This window comes from Streptomyces krungchingensis (assembly GCF_054729265.1).
Map to the genome: position 1 here is coordinate 3,627,042 of NZ_JBPUKY010000001.1, position 15,057 is coordinate 3,642,098.

Genomic DNA, 15,057 nt, shown 5'->3' on the forward strand with positions numbered 1-15,057 from the left:
CATACGGGGTGAACACTTCAGATGAACGACACCAGCATCAAGGAACCGCAGGTCACCGCCGACGAGGCCACGGCACTCGCCGAAGGTCACGGCAGGCACCGCGGTCCGGTCTCCGGCCATGACGACGAGGCGACCCCACAAGGACGCCACCGCAAGCCGTCCGGGCAGACGGACCTGTCGGTCTGACGGCACGTCGCAACCGGCACACGGCCCCGCTCGCCGACGGCGAGCGGGGCCGTTCTGTGCGGGGCTCCCCCGGGCCCCACGTGCGGGCGGCGTCCGACTCCCCCGCTGTCGCGGCGGCCTTGTCCGGCTGCGGACCGGCCCCCACAATCGAGACCCACGGTACGGAACTGACATCCACGGGGGTATCCCAGATTCCTGGGATATGACGGGCCGATATTCGGGGGACATGCCGATGACTCCTGCCGAGACCACCGCCCGCCTCGAACGCGCCCTGCGCGGCGAGCTCAGCGCACTCGCCGTCCTCGACCGCACCAGCCGCGTCCTGCTCGACGCCGTGCCGGCGGACATCTGGTGCGGAGTCGTCCTCGACCCCTCGACGCTGCTGGACACCGGGGGCCAGCACGAGTCCGGCTTCCCCGAGTCGAGCATGCGCCGCCTCTTCGAGATCGAGCACGTGGAGCAGGACGACGTCGACAACCTGCGGGCGCTGGCCCGGCGTCCGGGCAGGGTGAGCCTGCTGAGCCGCTCCACCCACGGCCGGCTCGACGACAGCAAGTACTACCGCGAGATCCTGCACCCCCTGGGGCTCACCGACGAGTTGCGCGTCCTGCTGCGGGACGGCCGGCGCACCTGGGGTCTGCTCGTGCTCTGCCGGGACGGGCACACCCGCGCCTTCTCCTCGGCCGATCTCGCCGTCGCCGAGGCGGTGAGCGTGCCGGCCTGTGCCGCGCTGCGCCGTTCGCTGCTGTTGTCCGGCGTGGACTCGGGCCCGCTGCCGGACGCGCCGGGCTGGGTGGTCCTCGACGGCGACCTGGAGGTGCGGTCGATGTCGCCGACGGCGCAGCACTGGCTGGACCGGTTGCAGGAACGGCACGCGCCGGGCCGCGGCAAGGCGGGCCCCTACCTGATGCGGGCGCTGGCCGTGCAGGCGCGGGGCGAGGTGGCGGGGGCCGGCGCGCATGTGCGGGCGCCGACGAGCGCGGGACGGTGGATCTCGCTGCGGGCCTGGCCCGTCGACCAGGGCGGCGAACCCACCACGGTGGTGTCGGTCGGCCCCACCGATCCCGGCGAGCTGACCGCGCTGGTCCTCGACGTGTACGGGCTGTCGCCGCGTGCCCGGCAGATCGCCCAGCTGGTGCTGCTGGGCCGCTCGACCAGTGAGATCGCCCGGCAGCTCGGGGTCTCCGCGTACACCGTCCAGGACCATCTCAAGCAGATCTTCGACAAGGTGGGGGTGCGCAGCCGCCGGGAACTCGTCGCCGAGCTGTTCTTCCGGCACTACGTGCCCCAGCTGGCGCACCCTCCCCTGTCGACCGACGGCCGCCTGCTCGGCGGCCCGGACGACTGAACTCCCGGAACCGCGGCGGCCCGGCGCCGGGGCGGCCCGGAAGCGGGCCGCCCCGCACGGTCGTCAGCCGTGCTTGAGTCCCAGCACCTCCACCGCCGCGAACGTCTCGCCCTTCGGCCGGTCGGCGTAGTACGGCGTGAGCAGCGCGTCGAGCTCGTCGTGGCTGAAGGCGTCCTGCTTGGAGTCGAACTTGGCGGCGACGCGGGGGCGTTCGACGATCGCGACCATGCCGCCGTGCACGACGATGAGCTGTCCGTTGACATGTCCGGCGGCGGGCGCGGCCAGATAGCCGACGAGCGGGGCGACATGCTCGGGGGCGAGCGGGTCGAGGCCCTCGTCGGGCTCGGCGAAGCCCGCGAAGACGTCCTCCGTCATCCGGGTCCGTGCGCGCGGGCAGATGACGTTCGCCGTGACGCCGTACTTGGCCAGCGCCAGGGCGCTCGACGTGGTCAGGCCGACGATCCCGCCCTTCGCCGCCGCGTAGTTGGGCTGTCCGGCGGAGCCCGCGAGGAAGGCCTCCGAGGAGGTGTTCACGATGCGCCCGTACACGGGGCCGCCGGCCTCCTTGGACCGCGCCCGCCAGTGCGCGGACGCGAAGCGGGTGGTGTTGAAGTGGCCCTTCAGGTGCACCCGGATCACCGAGTCCCATTCGTCCTCGGACATCGAGAAGACCATCCGGTCGCGCAGGATGCCCGCGTTGTTGACGAGGACGTCGAGTTTTCCGAACTCGGTGACCGCCAGTTCCACCAGCAGGCGGGCCTGTTCGTGGTCGGCGACGTCCCCGGTGTGGGCGACGGCCCGGCCGCCCGCGGCGCGGATCTCGGCGGCGACCTCCTCGGCGGGCGTGGCCGAGGACGCGCCCGACCCGTCCCGCCCGGGCTGACCGAAGTCGTTCACGACGACGGCCGCGCCCAGCCGGGCCAGTTCCAGCGCCTCGGCCCGGCCGAGGCCGCGTCCCGCGCCGGTGACGATCGCGGTGAGCCCTTCAAGTGGCAGTGACATCAGGGTCCTTAGCGGTTGTGGGGGTCAGATCTCGATGCAGGTGCGCAGCGCGGTGCCCGTACGCATCTGGTCGAGTGCCTCGTTGATCCCGGCCAGCGGCACCCGGTGGGTGATCAGGCCCTCCAGGTCGATGCGGCCGGCCCGCCACAGGGCGATGGTGCGTTCGTAGGACCTGAGGACGTCCCCGCCGCCGTACATGGAGGGCAGGATGCGCTTCTCGTCGAAGAACAGCTCGAACATGTTGAGCTGGAGGAAGTCGTCCATGGCTCCCGCGCCGACGACCACGAGGGTTCCGCCGCGGCGGGTGTTGTCGTACGCCGTGCGTGCCGTGGCCGACTTGCCGACGACCTCGAAGACGTAGTCGAAGCCCTCGCCGCCCGTCACCGACTGTTTGGCGTCGGCGAGTTCGTCGGGCGAAAGGGCCTTCGTCGCGCCGAACCTCAGCGCGGCCTCGCGGCGCGAGGCGACCGGGTCGACGGCGACGATCTCGGCGGCGCCCTTGAGCCGCGCGCCCTGGATCGCGGAGATGCCGACGCCGCCGCAGCCGATGACGGCGACCGACGAACCGGCCTCCAGGTCGGCGGTGTTGAGGGCGGCACCGAGTCCGGTGGTGACGCCGCAGCCGATGAGGGCCGCGATGTCGTAGGGCACGTCGTCGGGGATGGGCACCGCGCAGCCCGCGTCGACGACGACCTCCTCGGTGAAGGTGCCGGTGCCGGCGAAGCCGAAGACGTCGCCGCCGGGGCGTTTGAAGTTGGGGGTGCCCGCGTTCATGAAGCCGGCCAGACACAGTTCGGTCTGCCCGCGCTTGCAGGCGGGGCAGACGCCGCAGGCGGGCAGCCAGCAGACGACGACCCGGTCGCCGGGCTTGAGGTGGCTCACCCCGTCGCCGACCTCGGTGATCTCCCCGGCGCCCTCGTGGCCGGGGACGAACGGCGCGGGCTGCGGCAGTACGCCGTTCATCGCGGACAGGTCCGAGTGGCACAGCCCGGTGGCGCGCACCCGGATCCTCACCTTGCCGGGACCGAAGCCCACCGCCTCGACGTCGTCGAACACTTCGAGCTTGTCCTGGCCTATCTCCTGCTGTACGGCTGCGCGCATGGTGCGGCTCCCCTCGGAAGGTCCCCTCGGAAGTGCGGGCGTACTGAAGTGCTGGAGTCCTGGGTGCCGGCGGCCCTGGGGTGTCCGGCGGCGCTCAGGAGTGTTCGACGACCGTGTCGGCCAGTACCGGGGCGTCGTCCCGTTCGACCGCGCCGACCGCCACCTGGACCGAACCGTCCCGCCGCCACATCCGGATGCGCAGGGTCTCGCCGGGGAAGACGACGCCGGCGAAGCGTGTGGTGTACGAACGGACGCGGGTGACGTCGCCGCCCAGGAGGGTGTCGACGACCGCCTTGAGCGTCATTCCGTAGGTGCACAGCCCGTGCAGGATGGGCCGGTCGAATCCGGCGAGTTTGGCGAACTCGGGGTCGGCGTGCAGCGGGTTCCAGTCCCCGGAGAGCCGGTAGAGCAGCGCCTGGTCCTCGCGGACGGGCCGTTCGACGGTGCGGTCCGGTGGGCCAGTCGGCGCTTCGAGGCGGGTGGAGGGGCCGCGGTCGCCGCCCCAGCCGCCTTCCCCTCGCACGAAGATCTGGGCGTCGTTGGTCCACAGCGGGCCGTCGGTGTCGGCGACCTCGGTGCGCATGACGAGGATCGCGGCCTTGCCCTTGTCGTAGACGGCGGCGATGCGTCCGGTGGCGGTGGCGGTGCCCTCGACGGGGATCGGGCGGTGCAGCCGCACGGTCTGGCCGCCGTGCAGGACGCGGGCGAGGTCGACGTCGACACCGGGCATGGACAGTCCGCTGATCACTCCGGGAGAGCCGGCGCCCGCGACGGTCGCGAAGCTGGGCAGGACGTGCAGCCTGGATTCGAGGGTGTAGCGCAGCTCGTCGGGGTCGGTCGCGGGGACGCCCGCGCCGACGCCCAGGTGGTAGAGCTGGACGTCCCGGTGGTTCCAGGTGATCTCTCCGGTCCGGGGTTCCGCGGCGACGGCCTTGGCGGCGTCAATGGGCATGGGGCTCCTGATGACTAGCGCGAGAGACCTCGGTGCGGCCGTCCGCACCGTCGGCCGCACCGAGGTCGACACTGGGCCGCGGAACCCGCCCGTGCTAGAACGCGTTCCAGTCCGGCGCCCCCTTGTATAGCCCAGCGCCCAGCACTTGTGAAGACTACTGACGCCATGTCAGATCCGTGGGTCGCCACGGTCACCCGTGACATTTGTCCCGGCCGATCGCCCACAAGTGCATCTGCCGGGCGCGCCCGCCCGCCCCTAGCGTCGTAGCCATGACAAAGACGACGGGGACGGAGCCGGTGGCGGGGACACGGTCGGCCGTGTCCTTCACGGGGGCGGTCAAGACCTTCGGCGACATACGCGCCGTGGACGGGGTGAACCTGACGATCGCGCGGGGCGAGACGGTCGCGCTGCTGGGCCGCAACGGCGCCGGCAAGTCGACGACGATCTCCCTGCTGCTCGGTCTGAACGAGCCCGACGAGGGCACGGTGACGCTCTTCGGCGGCCGCCCGGAGGAGTCCGTACGCGCCGGACGGGTCGGCGCGATGCTCCAGGACACACGGCCGGTGCCCCGCGTCACCGTGCGGGAACTGGTGGGCTTCGTGGCCGGACGCTACCCGGCGCCCCTGCCGGTGGACGAGGCGCTGGAACTCGCGGGCATCGCCGACCTGGCGGCCCGGCGCGTCGACCGGCTCTCCGGAGGACAGGCGCAGAGGGTGCGGTTCGCGGTGGCGCTCGCCGGGAATCCCGCGCTGATCGTGCTCGACGAGCCGACCGCCGCCCTGGACGTGGAGGCGCGGCACGCCTTCTGGGCCTCGATGCGGGGGTACGCGCGACGCGGCCACACGGTGGTCTTCTCCACGCACTACCTGGAGGAGGCCGACGCGCACGCGGACCGGATCGTCGTCATCGACCACGGCCGGATCGTCGCGGACGGCACCGGGGAGCAGCTCAAGCGGTCGGTGGGCGGCAACCTGGTCTCCGTCGACCTCGCGGGAGCGGGCACGGAGGGCTTGGCGCTGCTGCCCGGCGTCGTCTCGGTGGAGATACGCGGCGACCGGGCCCGGCTGCGCACGGACGACTCGGACGCGACGGTGATCGCGCTGGCCGAGCTCGGGGCGATACGCGGCCTGGAGGTCGTGCCCGCCTCCCTCGACGACGCGTTCATGGCGCTGACCTCACAGGTTCTGGAGACGGTGTGATGCTGGACTATCTGCGGCTCGAAGTGCGCCGGACGCTGCGCGACACCGGCTTCGTGATCGGCGGCATCGCGATGCCGGTCATGATGTACCTGCTGTTCACCAACCTCGGCGGCGGTGACGACGGCGAGTGGAAGACGGCGTCCATGGTCGGCATGGCCGCGTACGGCGCGGTCGGCTCGGCCCTGAACACCGGCGGCGGCGTCGCCGAGGACAAGGTGATCGGCTGGCTGCGGCAGCTGCGGGTGACGCCGATGACACCGCGCGAGGTGGTGGTCGGGCGGGCGCTGACCGGATCGGTCACCGTGCTGCCCGCGATCACCGCGGTGCTGGCGGCCGGCGGGCTGGTCAACGGCGTACGGCTCGACGCGTGGCAGTGGGCGGCGATCGCGGTGCTGCTGTGGCTGGGCTCGGTGCCCTTCACCCTGTTGGGCCTCGGCAACGGCTACCGGCTGACCGCGCAGACGACGGGCGTCACCAACATGGTGTGCAACCTGGGTCTTTCGGTGGTCGGCGGGCTGTGGTTCCCGCTCGAACTGTTCCCCGGCTGGCTGCGGTCCCTGGCGGTGTACACCCCCACGAACCGCTTCGCGCAGCTGGGCGTCTCGGTCGCGGACGGCCACGCCCCCGCCGCGGGCGGGGTGGCGGTGCTCACGGCCTGGCTGCTGGCCTTCGGTTCGTACGCGGTGTTCGCGTACCGTCGGTCCGCACGGACCGTCTGAGCGGGGAGCGGCGACATGTCCTGGATGCGAGGGGTCACCTGCCAGGTGCACGAATGGCGGGCGGCACGGGCGCGCTGGAAGGCGGACATGGAGCGGTACAAGACCGAGCAGCGGGCCGCCCGCGCTTCGGGGAAGGAAGTCCGTGACCCCGGCCCGCCGCCCACCGGCTTCGCGCTGCTGCCGTGGCTGCTGATGGGCATGGGCGCCTTCTCCAACATCCTCCAGGGCCGGACACAACAGCCCTGGATCGGCGCCATCGGTTTGCTCGCCTTCAACTCGCTCTACATCTACGTGACCTTCCGCGCCTTCGTGAAGGAGACGCGCGAGGCCCGCTCCACCCGGGTGGCGCTGGTCCTGATGGGCCTGGTCACCTGCACGCTGGCGATCGTGTACGGCGGCACCTGGCTGTACTTCTTCCCGCTGCTCGGACTGGCCACGGGCGCGATCGTGCGGGGGGCCTGGCTCGGCCGGACCGGGTTCGCGCTGACAGCGGTCGCCGCCGTGGTCTCCGCGTACCGCGCCGGCTGGGACGCGGTGAACGTCGCCTACGGCACGTTCCTGTCCACGATGGTGACGGCCGCGATCCTCTCCCTGTCGGAGGCCGTGCGCGAACTGCGCGCGGCACGCGAGGAACTGGCGCGGCGCGCCGTCGAGAAGGAGCGGCTGCGTTTCTCCCGCGACCTGCACGACCTGCTCGGTCACACGCTGTCGGTGATCGTGGTGAAGTCGGAGGCGGCCCGCAGGCTGGCCACGCGTGACCTGGACGCGGCACTCGTCCAGGTCACGGACATCGAGTCGGTGGGCCGCCAGGCACTGACCGAGATCCGTGAGGCGGTCACCGGCTACCGGGAGGGCAGCCTGGCCACGGAACTGGACCGCGCCCGTTCCGCACTGTCCGCGGCCGGCGTCGAGCCCGTCGTACGGCAGTCGGGGCCGCCGCTCGTCCCGCAGACCGAGGCGCTCCTGGGCTGGGTGGTCCGCGAGGCGGTCACCAATGTCGTGCGGCACAGTGGCGCGACCCACTGCGAGATCACCGTCGACGGCACCCCCGACCGTGTCCGGCTGACCGTCACGGACGACGGCACGGGCCCGGCCACCGCCTCGTCCCCGGGCTCGGCCGCCGCCGCGGGCATCGGCGGCACCGGCCTGAAGGGCCTCACCGAGCGCCTCGCGACGGCCGGCGGATCACTGGAGGCGGGACCGGGCGCCCGCGCCGGCTTCCAGGTGCGGGCCGAACTCCCCGTGGAGGCGACCGACTTGACGGAGGTACCGGCGTGAGGGCGGTGCCGGCGTGAGAAGGACCCCCGTGCCGATGCCTTGCGCAGAGGCGCAGTTCAGGGCACGTCATGAGGGTCCGCCGCCTACCCTTGCGCTGTGAACGAGATGCCCCGGGATCACCGGCCAGCCAAGTCCATTCGCGTCCTGCTCGCCGAGGACCAGGGGATGATGCGGGGAGCGCTCGCGCTGCTGCTGGGGATGGAGGCGGACATCGAGGTGGTCGCCCAGGTGTCCGCCGGGGACGCGATCGTGGACGCGGTGCTGACGCACCGGCCCGATGTGGCGCTGCTGGACATCGAACTGCCCGGGATGAGCGGGCTGGACGCCGCCGCCGAACTGCGCGGGCAGGCCCCCGACTGCCGGGTGCTGATCCTCACCACCTTCGGCCGGCCCGGCTATCTGCGGCGGGCCATGGAGGCGGGGGCGGCGGGCTTCCTGGTCAAGGACGGCCCCGTGGAGGAGCTGGCGGAGGCCGTCCGGCGGGTGCTGACCGGCGAGACCGTCATCGATCCGGCACTCGCCGCGGCGGCGCTGAGCGCGGGCCCCAATCCGCTCACCGCCCGCGAGTGCGACGTGCTGAAGGCGTCGGTGGACGGCGCCACCGTCGCCGACATCGCCGGCAGGCTCCACCTGTCCGAGTCGACCGTCCGCAACTATCTCTCCTCCGCCATCGGCAAGACGGGCACCCGCAACCGCATGGAGGCGATGCGGGAGGCCCGTCAGCAGGGATGGCTGTGATCCCGGCGGAGGAGGCCGCGGCCGTCCGGCACGGGGCAGGTCACTCGGTCACGTGCACCGCCTTGTAGTTCTTCCCCTCCGGCGCCAGGCACACGAACCAGTCGGACGGGGAGCCGTCCACGGGACGGATCAGATCCTCGACGTCCGAGGTGAGGCCCGTGCCCGGGGCGGCGCGCCCTGCCTCGATCGTCGTGCCGTCGTCCCAGGTGCAGGTGACCCGCTCCGCGGTGGTCGAGACCTTGCCGATCACGAGCCGCTGGGACGCCGAGTCCTTGTCGGCTGCCCCGGTCGACAGCGGCATGGAGTACGCCTGGACGTCCGTGCCCGTGAGCGCGTCGCCCTTCTCGACGGCCCCGTCGATCACCGTCGACGGGGCGCCGTCGCCCACCGTGAGGCGCACGAAGAGCCATCCCTTGCCGACGAGGTCCGCGGCCACGCGTGCTCCGGTGGGACTGACGCCGTACTCGCCCATCCGCGAACGCTGGTACCGCGCCTCCGCGATGTCCTTCGGCGCTCCCCAGACGTCCACGGTGACCGACCACTTCTTGCCGTGGTCCGTGCCCCTGGCCACGGGGCTCCGCTGCGGCTCGAACACATGCCGCTGGTCGCTCGTGGGCGGCCGGGTGGCGGCGGGGACGACCTGTCCGCCGTCACCGCCGAACGATCCGGCGAGCGCCAGGGTGCCCGTCGAACCGGCGACCACCAGGGCCGTCGCGGCGGCGACCGCCCAGCGGCGGGCCCTGCGGCGCCGGCCGCCGCGGACCACCGCCTGGTAGGGGGCTATGCCGATCTCGACCTCGTCGGCGGCCTCGGCCAGCAGGAGGGCGATGTCCGTGTGCGTCATGTCGCTGTTCGTCTCCCGGTCCGCGCTCATCACTTCCGCCCTCCATTGGTCACCAGCTCCGCCAGGCCCGGTATGGCGCGCAGTTTCGCGATCCCCTTGGCCGCGTTGCTCTTCACCGAGCCGACCGAACAGCCCATCGCCTCGGCCGCCCGGGTCTCGCTCAGGTCCTCCCAGTACCGCAGGACCACCGCCTCGCGCTGGCGCGGGGGCAGCTCGGCGAGGGCCTTGAGCAGGGCGCCGCGGTCGTCGGCCTGGGCGATCCGGTCACCGCTGTCGGGCAGTTCGCGGGTGAGGCCCGTGTCGTCCTTCGGCGCGAGGAACTCCTTGAGACGCCTGCGGTGCCTGCGGGAATGCGCGTTGATCATCACGCGTCGTACGTAGGCCTCGGGGTCGTCGGCCGAGCCGACCCTGCGCCAGGCCACGAAGACCTGTTCGAGCGTCGTCTGGACCAGGTCCTCCGCGGCGTGCTGCTCCCCCGTCAGGAGAAATGCCGTACGCATCAGCCGTGGCCAGCGGCCGACGACGAAGTGCTGGAACTCCTCGTCCCGAGCCTGTTTCCGATCCCCCATGGGCACCTCCTAGATGTCTTATGGAGTCCACGGGGACCGGATTCCGTTGCCTCAGGTCCGGGAGATCTTCCGCGGCAGCCACAGCAGCATCAGCAGCGCCCCGCCCAGCAGCAGGAACCCGCTGGTGCGGAACGCCAGGGCGTACCCGGCGGTGAGCGCCTCGCCCGAGGTGCTGCCGCCCGTGCGGGCCGCCGCGATCGTCGACATGACCGCGAGGCCGAGCGAGCCGCCCATCACGCGGGAGGTGTTGACCAGCCCGGACACCAGTCCGGCGTCGCCCGGCGCCGCGCCCGAGGTGGCGAGCGCGGCGAGCGGTGTCGCGGCCAGACCCGCGCCGGCCATCATCAGGAGGCCCGGGAACATGATCGCTGTCAGGTACCCGCCGTCCGCCGTCATCGTGGACTGCCAGCCGAAGCCGGCCGCGGCCACCAGCGTGCCGACCGCCGCCACGTTGCGCGCGCCGACGACCGGCATGAGGCGCGGCGCCAGCTTCGAGCCGAGGACGACGGCGAGGGAGCTCGGCACCAGGGCGAGCCCGGCGCCGAGCGGCGTGTAGCCGAGCACGTTCTGCGCGTAGAGCGTCATGAAGAACCACATGCAGAACATCGCGGAGCCGCACACGAACATGGCCGCGTTCGCCGACGACACGGACCGCAGGGTGAACAGCTTCAGCGGCATCAGCGGCGCCTTCGTGCGGGCCTCGACGAGGAGGAACAGGCCGATGAGCGCGAGTCCGGCGGCGAGCGGGGCGAGCGTCGCGGCGGCCGTCCACCCCTCGGCCTCCGTCTGCACGATGCCGTACGCCACGGTCGCGAGGCCCGCGGTCACCAGCAGCGCGCCCGGCAGGTCCAGGCGCCGTCCGTCGCCGGCCCGGCTCTCCACGAGCCTGAACGCCGCCCCGGCGAGCAGCACCGCGCCGAACGGCACGTTGATGAGGAGCACCCAGCGCCACGACAGGCCGTCGACGAGGAGTCCGCCGACGAGTCCGCCCGCCGCGCCGCCCCCGGCGCCGACCGCGGTCCAGGTCGCTATCGCCCGGGCCCGGGCGGGTCCCTCCGGGACGGTGGAGGTCAGGATGGTGAGCGTCGAGGGGGCGAGCACCGCGGCCCCCAGTCCCTGCGCGGCCCGCGCGGTCAGCAGCTGCCAGCCCTCCTGGGCGAGACCGCCGCCGAGCGAGGCCACGGTGAACAGGGCGAGCCCCACCAGGAACATCCGCTTGCGTCCGTACAGGTCGCCGGCCCGGCCGCCGAGCAGCATGAACCCGGCGAAGGCGATCGAGTAGGCGTTCACCACCCACTGCAGTCCCGGGGCGCTCAGTCCCAGGTCGGTGCGCATGGAGGGCAGCGCCACGTTGACCACGGACACGTCGAGCACGACGAGGAACTGTCCGGCGCACACGAGTGCGACCACCAGCCAGGTCGGCGGTGCGATGCGTACGGCTGCGGGGGTGTCCTGCGCGGCTCTGAGCATGGGCGTCATGCTCTCAACCGGCCTACGCCCCTTGCATCGGGATTTCGCCGCACGCGTCCGTAGGCCACGGGACCTAGGACCCTCCCGGTTCCCCGCGACGGCCCCGCCCTGCGACGCCTGCGTGCTCAGTCCGTGGCGCGCAGCAGCGTCACCACCGCCGCGCCGCCCAGTCCGATGTTGTGGGCAAGTCCGACCCGGGCACCGGGAACCTGCCGCGGCCCCGCCTCCCCGCGCAGCTGCCACACCAGTTCCGCCGCCTGCGCGATGCCGGTGGCGCCGAGCGGATGGCCCTTGGAGATCAGCCCGCCGGAGGGGTTCACCACCCAGCGTCCGCCGTACGTCGTGGCGCCGGACTCGACGAGTTTGCCGGACTCCCCCTCCCCGCACATGCCGAGCGCCTCGTAGGTGAGCAGTTCGTTGATGGAGAAGCAGTCGTGCAGTTCGACCACGTCGACGTCCTCGATGCCGAGCCCGGACCGTTCGTAGACCTGGCGCGCCGCCTCGCGGGACATGGGCTGTCCCACGACGTCGATGCAGGAGCCGGAGGCGAAGGACGCCTCGGTGTCGGTGGTCATCGCCTGCGCCACGATCTCCACGGCCCGGTCGGCGAGCGCGTGCCGCTCGGCGAACCGTTCGGACACGACGACGGCCGCGGCGGCGCCGTCCGAGGTGGGTGAGCACTGGAGCTTGGTCAGCGGCCGGTGCACGACCCGGGAGGCGAGGATCTCGTCGACGTCGTACACGTCCTGGAACTGCGCGTCGGGGTTGTGCGCGGAGTGCCGGTGGTTCTTGGCGCCGACGGCGGCGAGCTGCGCCTCGGTCGTGCCGTAGGCCGCCATGTGCTCGCGTGCCGCGTCGCCGAAGATCTGCGCGGTGGGCGGGGACATCTCGAAGCCGTGCCGGGCGGCCATGATTCCGTAGTGCCGGGCCACCGGGGACGTCTTGAAGTCGCCGCCGTCCGCCCCGCCGCCGAGCGCGCCGCGTTTCATCTTCTCGAAGCCGAGCGCGAGGACGCAGTCCGAGACTCCGCCCTCGACGAGCTGCCGTGCCAGCATCAGGGCGCTGGACCCGGTGGCGCAGTTGTTGTTGACGTTGTAGACGGGGACCCCGGTCAGGCCCAGTTCGTAGGCGGCGCGCTGTCCCGCGGTGGAGGGCTGGAAGCAGTACCCGACGGGCACCTGTTCCACGAGTTCGTAGCCGATCCCGGCGTCGGCGAGGGCGGCCGTACCCGCCTCCCGGGCCATGTCCCAGTACTCCCACTCGCGGGTCTCGGGCTTCTCGAACCTGGTCATGCCGACTCCGGCGACGTACGCCTTCATGCGTTCCTCCTGGGTCCGTGGGGTCGGTCCGTGGGGTCGGTCCGTGGGGTCAGTCCCTGGGCAGGCCGAGGATGCGCTCGGCGACGACGTTGAGCTGGACCTGGGTGGTGCCGCCCGCGATGGTCAGACAGCGGGAGAGCAGGAATCCGTGCAGGGCGCGCTCACCGGCGCCTTCGCTCACCGCGCCGGCCGGGCCGAGGAGTTCGAGTGCCAGCTCGGCGACCTTCTGCTGGTGCGCGGTCTGCACCAGTTTGCGTACGGAGGCGCCGGCGCCGGGGTCGACTCCGGACACCTGCCGCAGGGTGGTGCGCAGCCCGACGCAGGCCAGGGCGTGCGCCTCGGCGAGGAGGGCACCGAGGCGCGCTCCGCCGATCTCGTCGGCGCGGCCGATCAGTGCCTCCAGGCCGGTGTCGAAGGTCAACTGGTCGGCCATGTGGACGCGTTCGTTGCCGAGGGTGTTGCGGGCGACCCGCCAGCCGTCGTCGACCTCGCCGACGACGGCGTCCGCGGGCAGCAGGACGTCGTCGAAGTGGACCTCGTTGAAGAGGGAGTCCCCGGTGATCTCCTTCAGCGGGCGGATGCCGATGCCGTCGGTGTTCTTCATGTCGACGACGAAGTAGGTGAGCCCCTTGTGCTTGGGGGCCGCCGGGTTCGTGCGGGCGAGGAGGATCCCGTGGTCGGCCCACTGTGCCGCGCTCGTCCACACCTTCTGCCCGTTGACGCGCCAGCGTCCGTCGGGGGTGCGTTCGGCGCGGGTGCGCAGGGCGGCGAGGTCGGAGCCGGCGTCCGGCTCCGAGAAGAGCTGACACCACAGCAGGTCGCCGCGCAGGGTGGGCAGGAGGTAGCGCTCGCGTTGCCGCTCGGTGCCGTAGGCGATGAGGGACGGTACGACCCAGGTGGCGATGCCGAGGTCGCTGACGCGCACGCCCGCCGCGTCCAGTTCCTGCTGCACGGCGAGCTGTCGCACGGGTCCCGCGCCGAGTCCGTACGGCGGGGGCAGGTGCGGGGCGGCGTGGCCGGTGGGGGCGAGCAGCCTGCGGGCGGCGGCCGGGTCGAGCCCTCGGGCGGCGCCGACGGTCTCCCGGACGCTCTCCCGGTACGCGGCCGCCTCGGGCGGCAGTTCCAGGCGCAGTGGGCGCCGGGTGCCGTCCCGTGCGATCCGGGCGGCCCGGTCCAGGTGGACGTCGCCGGTCCCGAGCAGTTGCCGCGCCACCACCGCCCGGCGCAGGTACAGGTGGGCGTCGTGTTCCCAGGTGAACCCGATGCCGCCGAGGATCTGGATGCAGTCCTTGGCGCACGAGTGGGCCGCTTCGAGTGCGGTGCCGGCGGCGAGCGAGCAGACCAGCCCGCGCACGGCGTCGGGTCCGCGGGCCGCACGGGCCGCGTCCCAGGTGAGGGCCCGTGCCTGTTCGACGCGGACGAGCATGTCGGCGCACAGGTGCTTGACGCCCTGGAAGCGGCCGATGGGCCGGCCGAACTGTTCGCGGACCGTGGCGTGCCGGGTGGCGGTGTCCAGGGCCCAGGCGGCCGTGCCGCAGGCGTCGGCGGCCAGGAGCACGGCGGCGAGGTCGCGGACCCGGGCGGTGTCGACGCCGAGGACGTGCTCGGCGGGGACCCGCACCCCGTCGGCCCGTACCTCGGCCGTGGCCCGCGTCGGATCGGCGCTCTCGTGGGGCCGTACGACGAGCCGGCCGGTGTCCACGACGAGCCATACGGTGCCGCCCGCGGGTGCGGCCGCGCTCCCGGAGGTCGTCGCGGCCAGGACGAGGAGGTCGGCGTCGGCGCCCGCCAGTACGGGGGGTGCGATGCCGTCGAGTCGGTACCCGCCGTCGGCCGTCGGCGCGGCGGCCAGCGTGCCCGTGCCGAACGCCACGGCGCCGATGCGCTCCCCGGTGCCGAGGGCCCGCACGAGGTCGTCCCGTCCCGCGAGCAGCTCCGCCGCGAGGACGCTCGCGACGTAGGGCCCCGGCAGCGCCGCCCGTGCGGTCTCCTCCACGACGACGGCGAGGTCGACGAGGTCCCCGCCGCCGCCGTGCGGCTCGGGCAGGTGCACGGCGAGCAGTCCCTGTCCGGCGATGCCGTCCCAGTAGGACGGTCTGCCGGTGCCCGGGGCGTCGAGGCGTTTGCGTACTTCTTCGGGGGGCACGGCGCGGGCGATCCAGCCGCGTACGGCGTCGGCCAGTTCCCGCTGCTCCGGTGTGATCCCGATGCCCATGCGTGCCTCCCGCGGCCCAAGATGCGCGCCAGACTAGAACACGTTTCATTCTGACGGTAGGTCAGATACCCATGAGAGGGTCAAGGATTCGTTAGTACGCCGAAGCATCGGAATAGT

14 protein-coding genes are annotated in these 15,057 nt (G+C 72.6%); 6 read left to right on the forward strand and 8 right to left on the reverse strand.

The window, feature by feature from the left end; translation table 11 throughout:
• The first annotated feature begins 21 nt into the window (after positions 1–21).
• Together ACSYGO_RS16115 and ACSYGO_RS16120 are read left to right on the forward strand one after the other, a co-directional pair.
• A complete protein-coding gene (locus ACSYGO_RS16115; protein ID WP_426675690.1) occupies positions 22–186 on the forward strand; it encodes a hypothetical protein in 165 nt (54 codons plus the stop codon).
• Positions 187–412: 226 nt separating this feature from the next.
• Positions 413–1,534, forward strand: coding sequence for a helix-turn-helix transcriptional regulator (locus tag ACSYGO_RS16120; protein ID WP_432185771.1), 1,122 nt, complete (start codon positions 413–415; stop codon positions 1,532–1,534).
• A 63-nt stretch (positions 1,535–1,597) separates the two neighbouring features.
• On the opposite strand, the gene ACSYGO_RS16125 is transcribed toward ACSYGO_RS16120, so the two are convergent.
• From ACSYGO_RS16125 to ACSYGO_RS16135, 3 genes are all read right to left on the reverse strand, one after another.
• Positions 1,598–2,536: a 3-oxoacyl-ACP reductase gene (locus ACSYGO_RS16125; protein WP_426675688.1), complete on the reverse strand. Its 939-nt coding sequence runs from the start codon at positions 2,534–2,536 to the stop codon at positions 1,598–1,600.
• A 24-nt stretch (positions 2,537–2,560) separates the two neighbouring features.
• A complete protein-coding gene (locus tag ACSYGO_RS16130; protein WP_359490819.1) occupies positions 2,561–3,637 on the reverse strand; it encodes a Zn-dependent alcohol dehydrogenase in 1,077 nt (358 codons plus the stop codon).
• Positions 3,638–3,731: 94 nt separating this feature from the next.
• Positions 3,732–4,589: a MaoC/PaaZ C-terminal domain-containing protein gene (locus tag ACSYGO_RS16135; protein ID WP_345643003.1), complete on the reverse strand. Its 858-nt coding sequence runs from the start codon at positions 4,587–4,589 to the stop codon at positions 3,732–3,734.
• Between the two features lie 269 nt (positions 4,590–4,858).
• Here ACSYGO_RS16135 and ACSYGO_RS16140 point away from each other — a divergent pair, with 269 nt between their 5' ends.
• The 4 genes from ACSYGO_RS16140 to ACSYGO_RS16155 all read left to right on the forward strand — a co-directional run bounded on the left by ACSYGO_RS16140 (position 4,859) and on the right by ACSYGO_RS16155 (position 8,523).
• Positions 4,859–5,788, forward strand: coding sequence for an ABC transporter ATP-binding protein (locus ACSYGO_RS16140; protein ID WP_432175168.1), 930 nt, complete (start codon positions 4,859–4,861; stop codon positions 5,786–5,788).
• Positions 5,788–6,507 carry an ABC transporter permease gene (locus ACSYGO_RS16145; protein ID WP_460386920.1) on the forward strand — a complete coding sequence of 240 codons (720 nt, stop codon included), beginning with the start codon at positions 5,788–5,790 and terminating at the stop codon, positions 6,505–6,507. The genes ACSYGO_RS16140 and ACSYGO_RS16145 overlap by 1 nt, the downstream gene beginning before the upstream one ends.
• A 15-nt stretch (positions 6,508–6,522) precedes the next feature.
• Positions 6,523–7,785 (forward strand): sensor histidine kinase, encoded by a 1,263-nt coding sequence (locus tag ACSYGO_RS16150; protein ID WP_460386922.1) that lies wholly within the window; start codon positions 6,523–6,525, stop codon positions 7,783–7,785.
• A 105-nt stretch (positions 7,786–7,890) separates the two neighbouring features.
• Positions 7,891–8,523, forward strand: a complete 633-nt coding sequence (locus ACSYGO_RS16155) for a response regulator (protein WP_432175210.1) — start codon at positions 7,891–7,893, stop codon at positions 8,521–8,523.
• 40 nt (positions 8,524–8,563) lie between these two features.
• On the opposite strand, the gene ACSYGO_RS16160 is transcribed toward ACSYGO_RS16155, so the two are convergent.
• From ACSYGO_RS16160 to ACSYGO_RS16180, 5 genes are all read right to left on the reverse strand, one after another.
• On the reverse strand, positions 8,564–9,397 hold the full coding sequence (locus tag ACSYGO_RS16160) for a hypothetical protein (RefSeq protein ID WP_432185768.1): 834 nt from the start codon (positions 9,395–9,397) through the stop codon (positions 8,564–8,566).
• Positions 9,397–9,936 (reverse strand): SigE family RNA polymerase sigma factor, encoded by a 540-nt coding sequence (locus tag ACSYGO_RS16165; protein WP_426675683.1) that lies wholly within the window; start codon positions 9,934–9,936, stop codon positions 9,397–9,399. Before ACSYGO_RS16165 ends, ACSYGO_RS16160 begins: the two co-directional genes overlap by 1 nt.
• A 51-nt stretch (positions 9,937–9,987) precedes the next feature.
• Entirely contained in the window at positions 9,988–11,415 is a 1,428-nt protein-coding gene (locus ACSYGO_RS16170) for an MFS transporter (protein WP_460386923.1), read from the reverse strand.
• Positions 11,416–11,531: 116 nt separating this feature from the next.
• Entirely contained in the window at positions 11,532–12,725 is a 1,194-nt protein-coding gene (locus tag ACSYGO_RS16175) for a lipid-transfer protein (RefSeq protein WP_460386925.1), read from the reverse strand.
• A gap of 49 nt (positions 12,726–12,774) precedes the next feature.
• Positions 12,775–14,940, reverse strand: coding sequence for an acyl-CoA dehydrogenase (locus ACSYGO_RS16180; RefSeq protein ID WP_460386926.1), 2,166 nt, complete (start codon positions 14,938–14,940; stop codon positions 12,775–12,777).
• Positions 14,941–15,057 lie beyond the last annotated feature (117 nt).

Bases quoted from the DNA above. Each gene is read 5' to 3' on its own strand.
- ACSYGO_RS16115 (WP_426675690.1), top strand. From the start codon at position 22: ATGAACGACACCAGCATCAAGGAACCGCAGGTCACCGCCGACGAGGCC.
- ACSYGO_RS16120 (WP_432185771.1), top strand. From the start codon at position 413: ATGCCGATGACTCCTGCCGAGACCACCGCCCGCCTCGAACGCGCCCTG.
- ACSYGO_RS16125 (WP_426675688.1), bottom strand. From the start codon at position 2,536: ATGTCACTGCCACTTGAAGGGCTCACCGCGATCGTCACCGGCGCGGGA.
- ACSYGO_RS16130 (WP_359490819.1), bottom strand. From the start codon at position 3,637: ATGCGCGCAGCCGTACAGCAGGAGATAGGCCAGGACAAGCTCGAAGTG.
- ACSYGO_RS16135 (WP_345643003.1), bottom strand. From the start codon at position 4,589: ATGCCCATTGACGCCGCCAAGGCCGTCGCCGCGGAACCCCGGACCGGA.
- ACSYGO_RS16140 (WP_432175168.1), top strand. From the start codon at position 4,859: ATGACAAAGACGACGGGGACGGAGCCGGTGGCGGGGACACGGTCGGCC.
- ACSYGO_RS16145 (WP_460386920.1), top strand. From the start codon at position 5,788: ATGCTGGACTATCTGCGGCTCGAAGTGCGCCGGACGCTGCGCGACACC.
- ACSYGO_RS16150 (WP_460386922.1), top strand. From the start codon at position 6,523: ATGTCCTGGATGCGAGGGGTCACCTGCCAGGTGCACGAATGGCGGGCG.
- ACSYGO_RS16155 (WP_432175210.1), top strand. From the start codon at position 7,891: ATGCCCCGGGATCACCGGCCAGCCAAGTCCATTCGCGTCCTGCTCGCC.
- ACSYGO_RS16160 (WP_432185768.1), bottom strand. From the start codon at position 9,397: ATGAGCGCGGACCGGGAGACGAACAGCGACATGACGCACACGGACATC.
- ACSYGO_RS16165 (WP_426675683.1), bottom strand. From the start codon at position 9,936: ATGGGGGATCGGAAACAGGCTCGGGACGAGGAGTTCCAGCACTTCGTC.
- ACSYGO_RS16170 (WP_460386923.1), bottom strand. From the start codon at position 11,415: ATGACGCCCATGCTCAGAGCCGCGCAGGACACCCCCGCAGCCGTACGC.
- ACSYGO_RS16175 (WP_460386925.1), bottom strand. From the start codon at position 12,725: ATGAAGGCGTACGTCGCCGGAGTCGGCATGACCAGGTTCGAGAAGCCC.
- ACSYGO_RS16180 (WP_460386926.1), bottom strand. From the start codon at position 14,940: ATGGGCATCGGGATCACACCGGAGCAGCGGGAACTGGCCGACGCCGTA.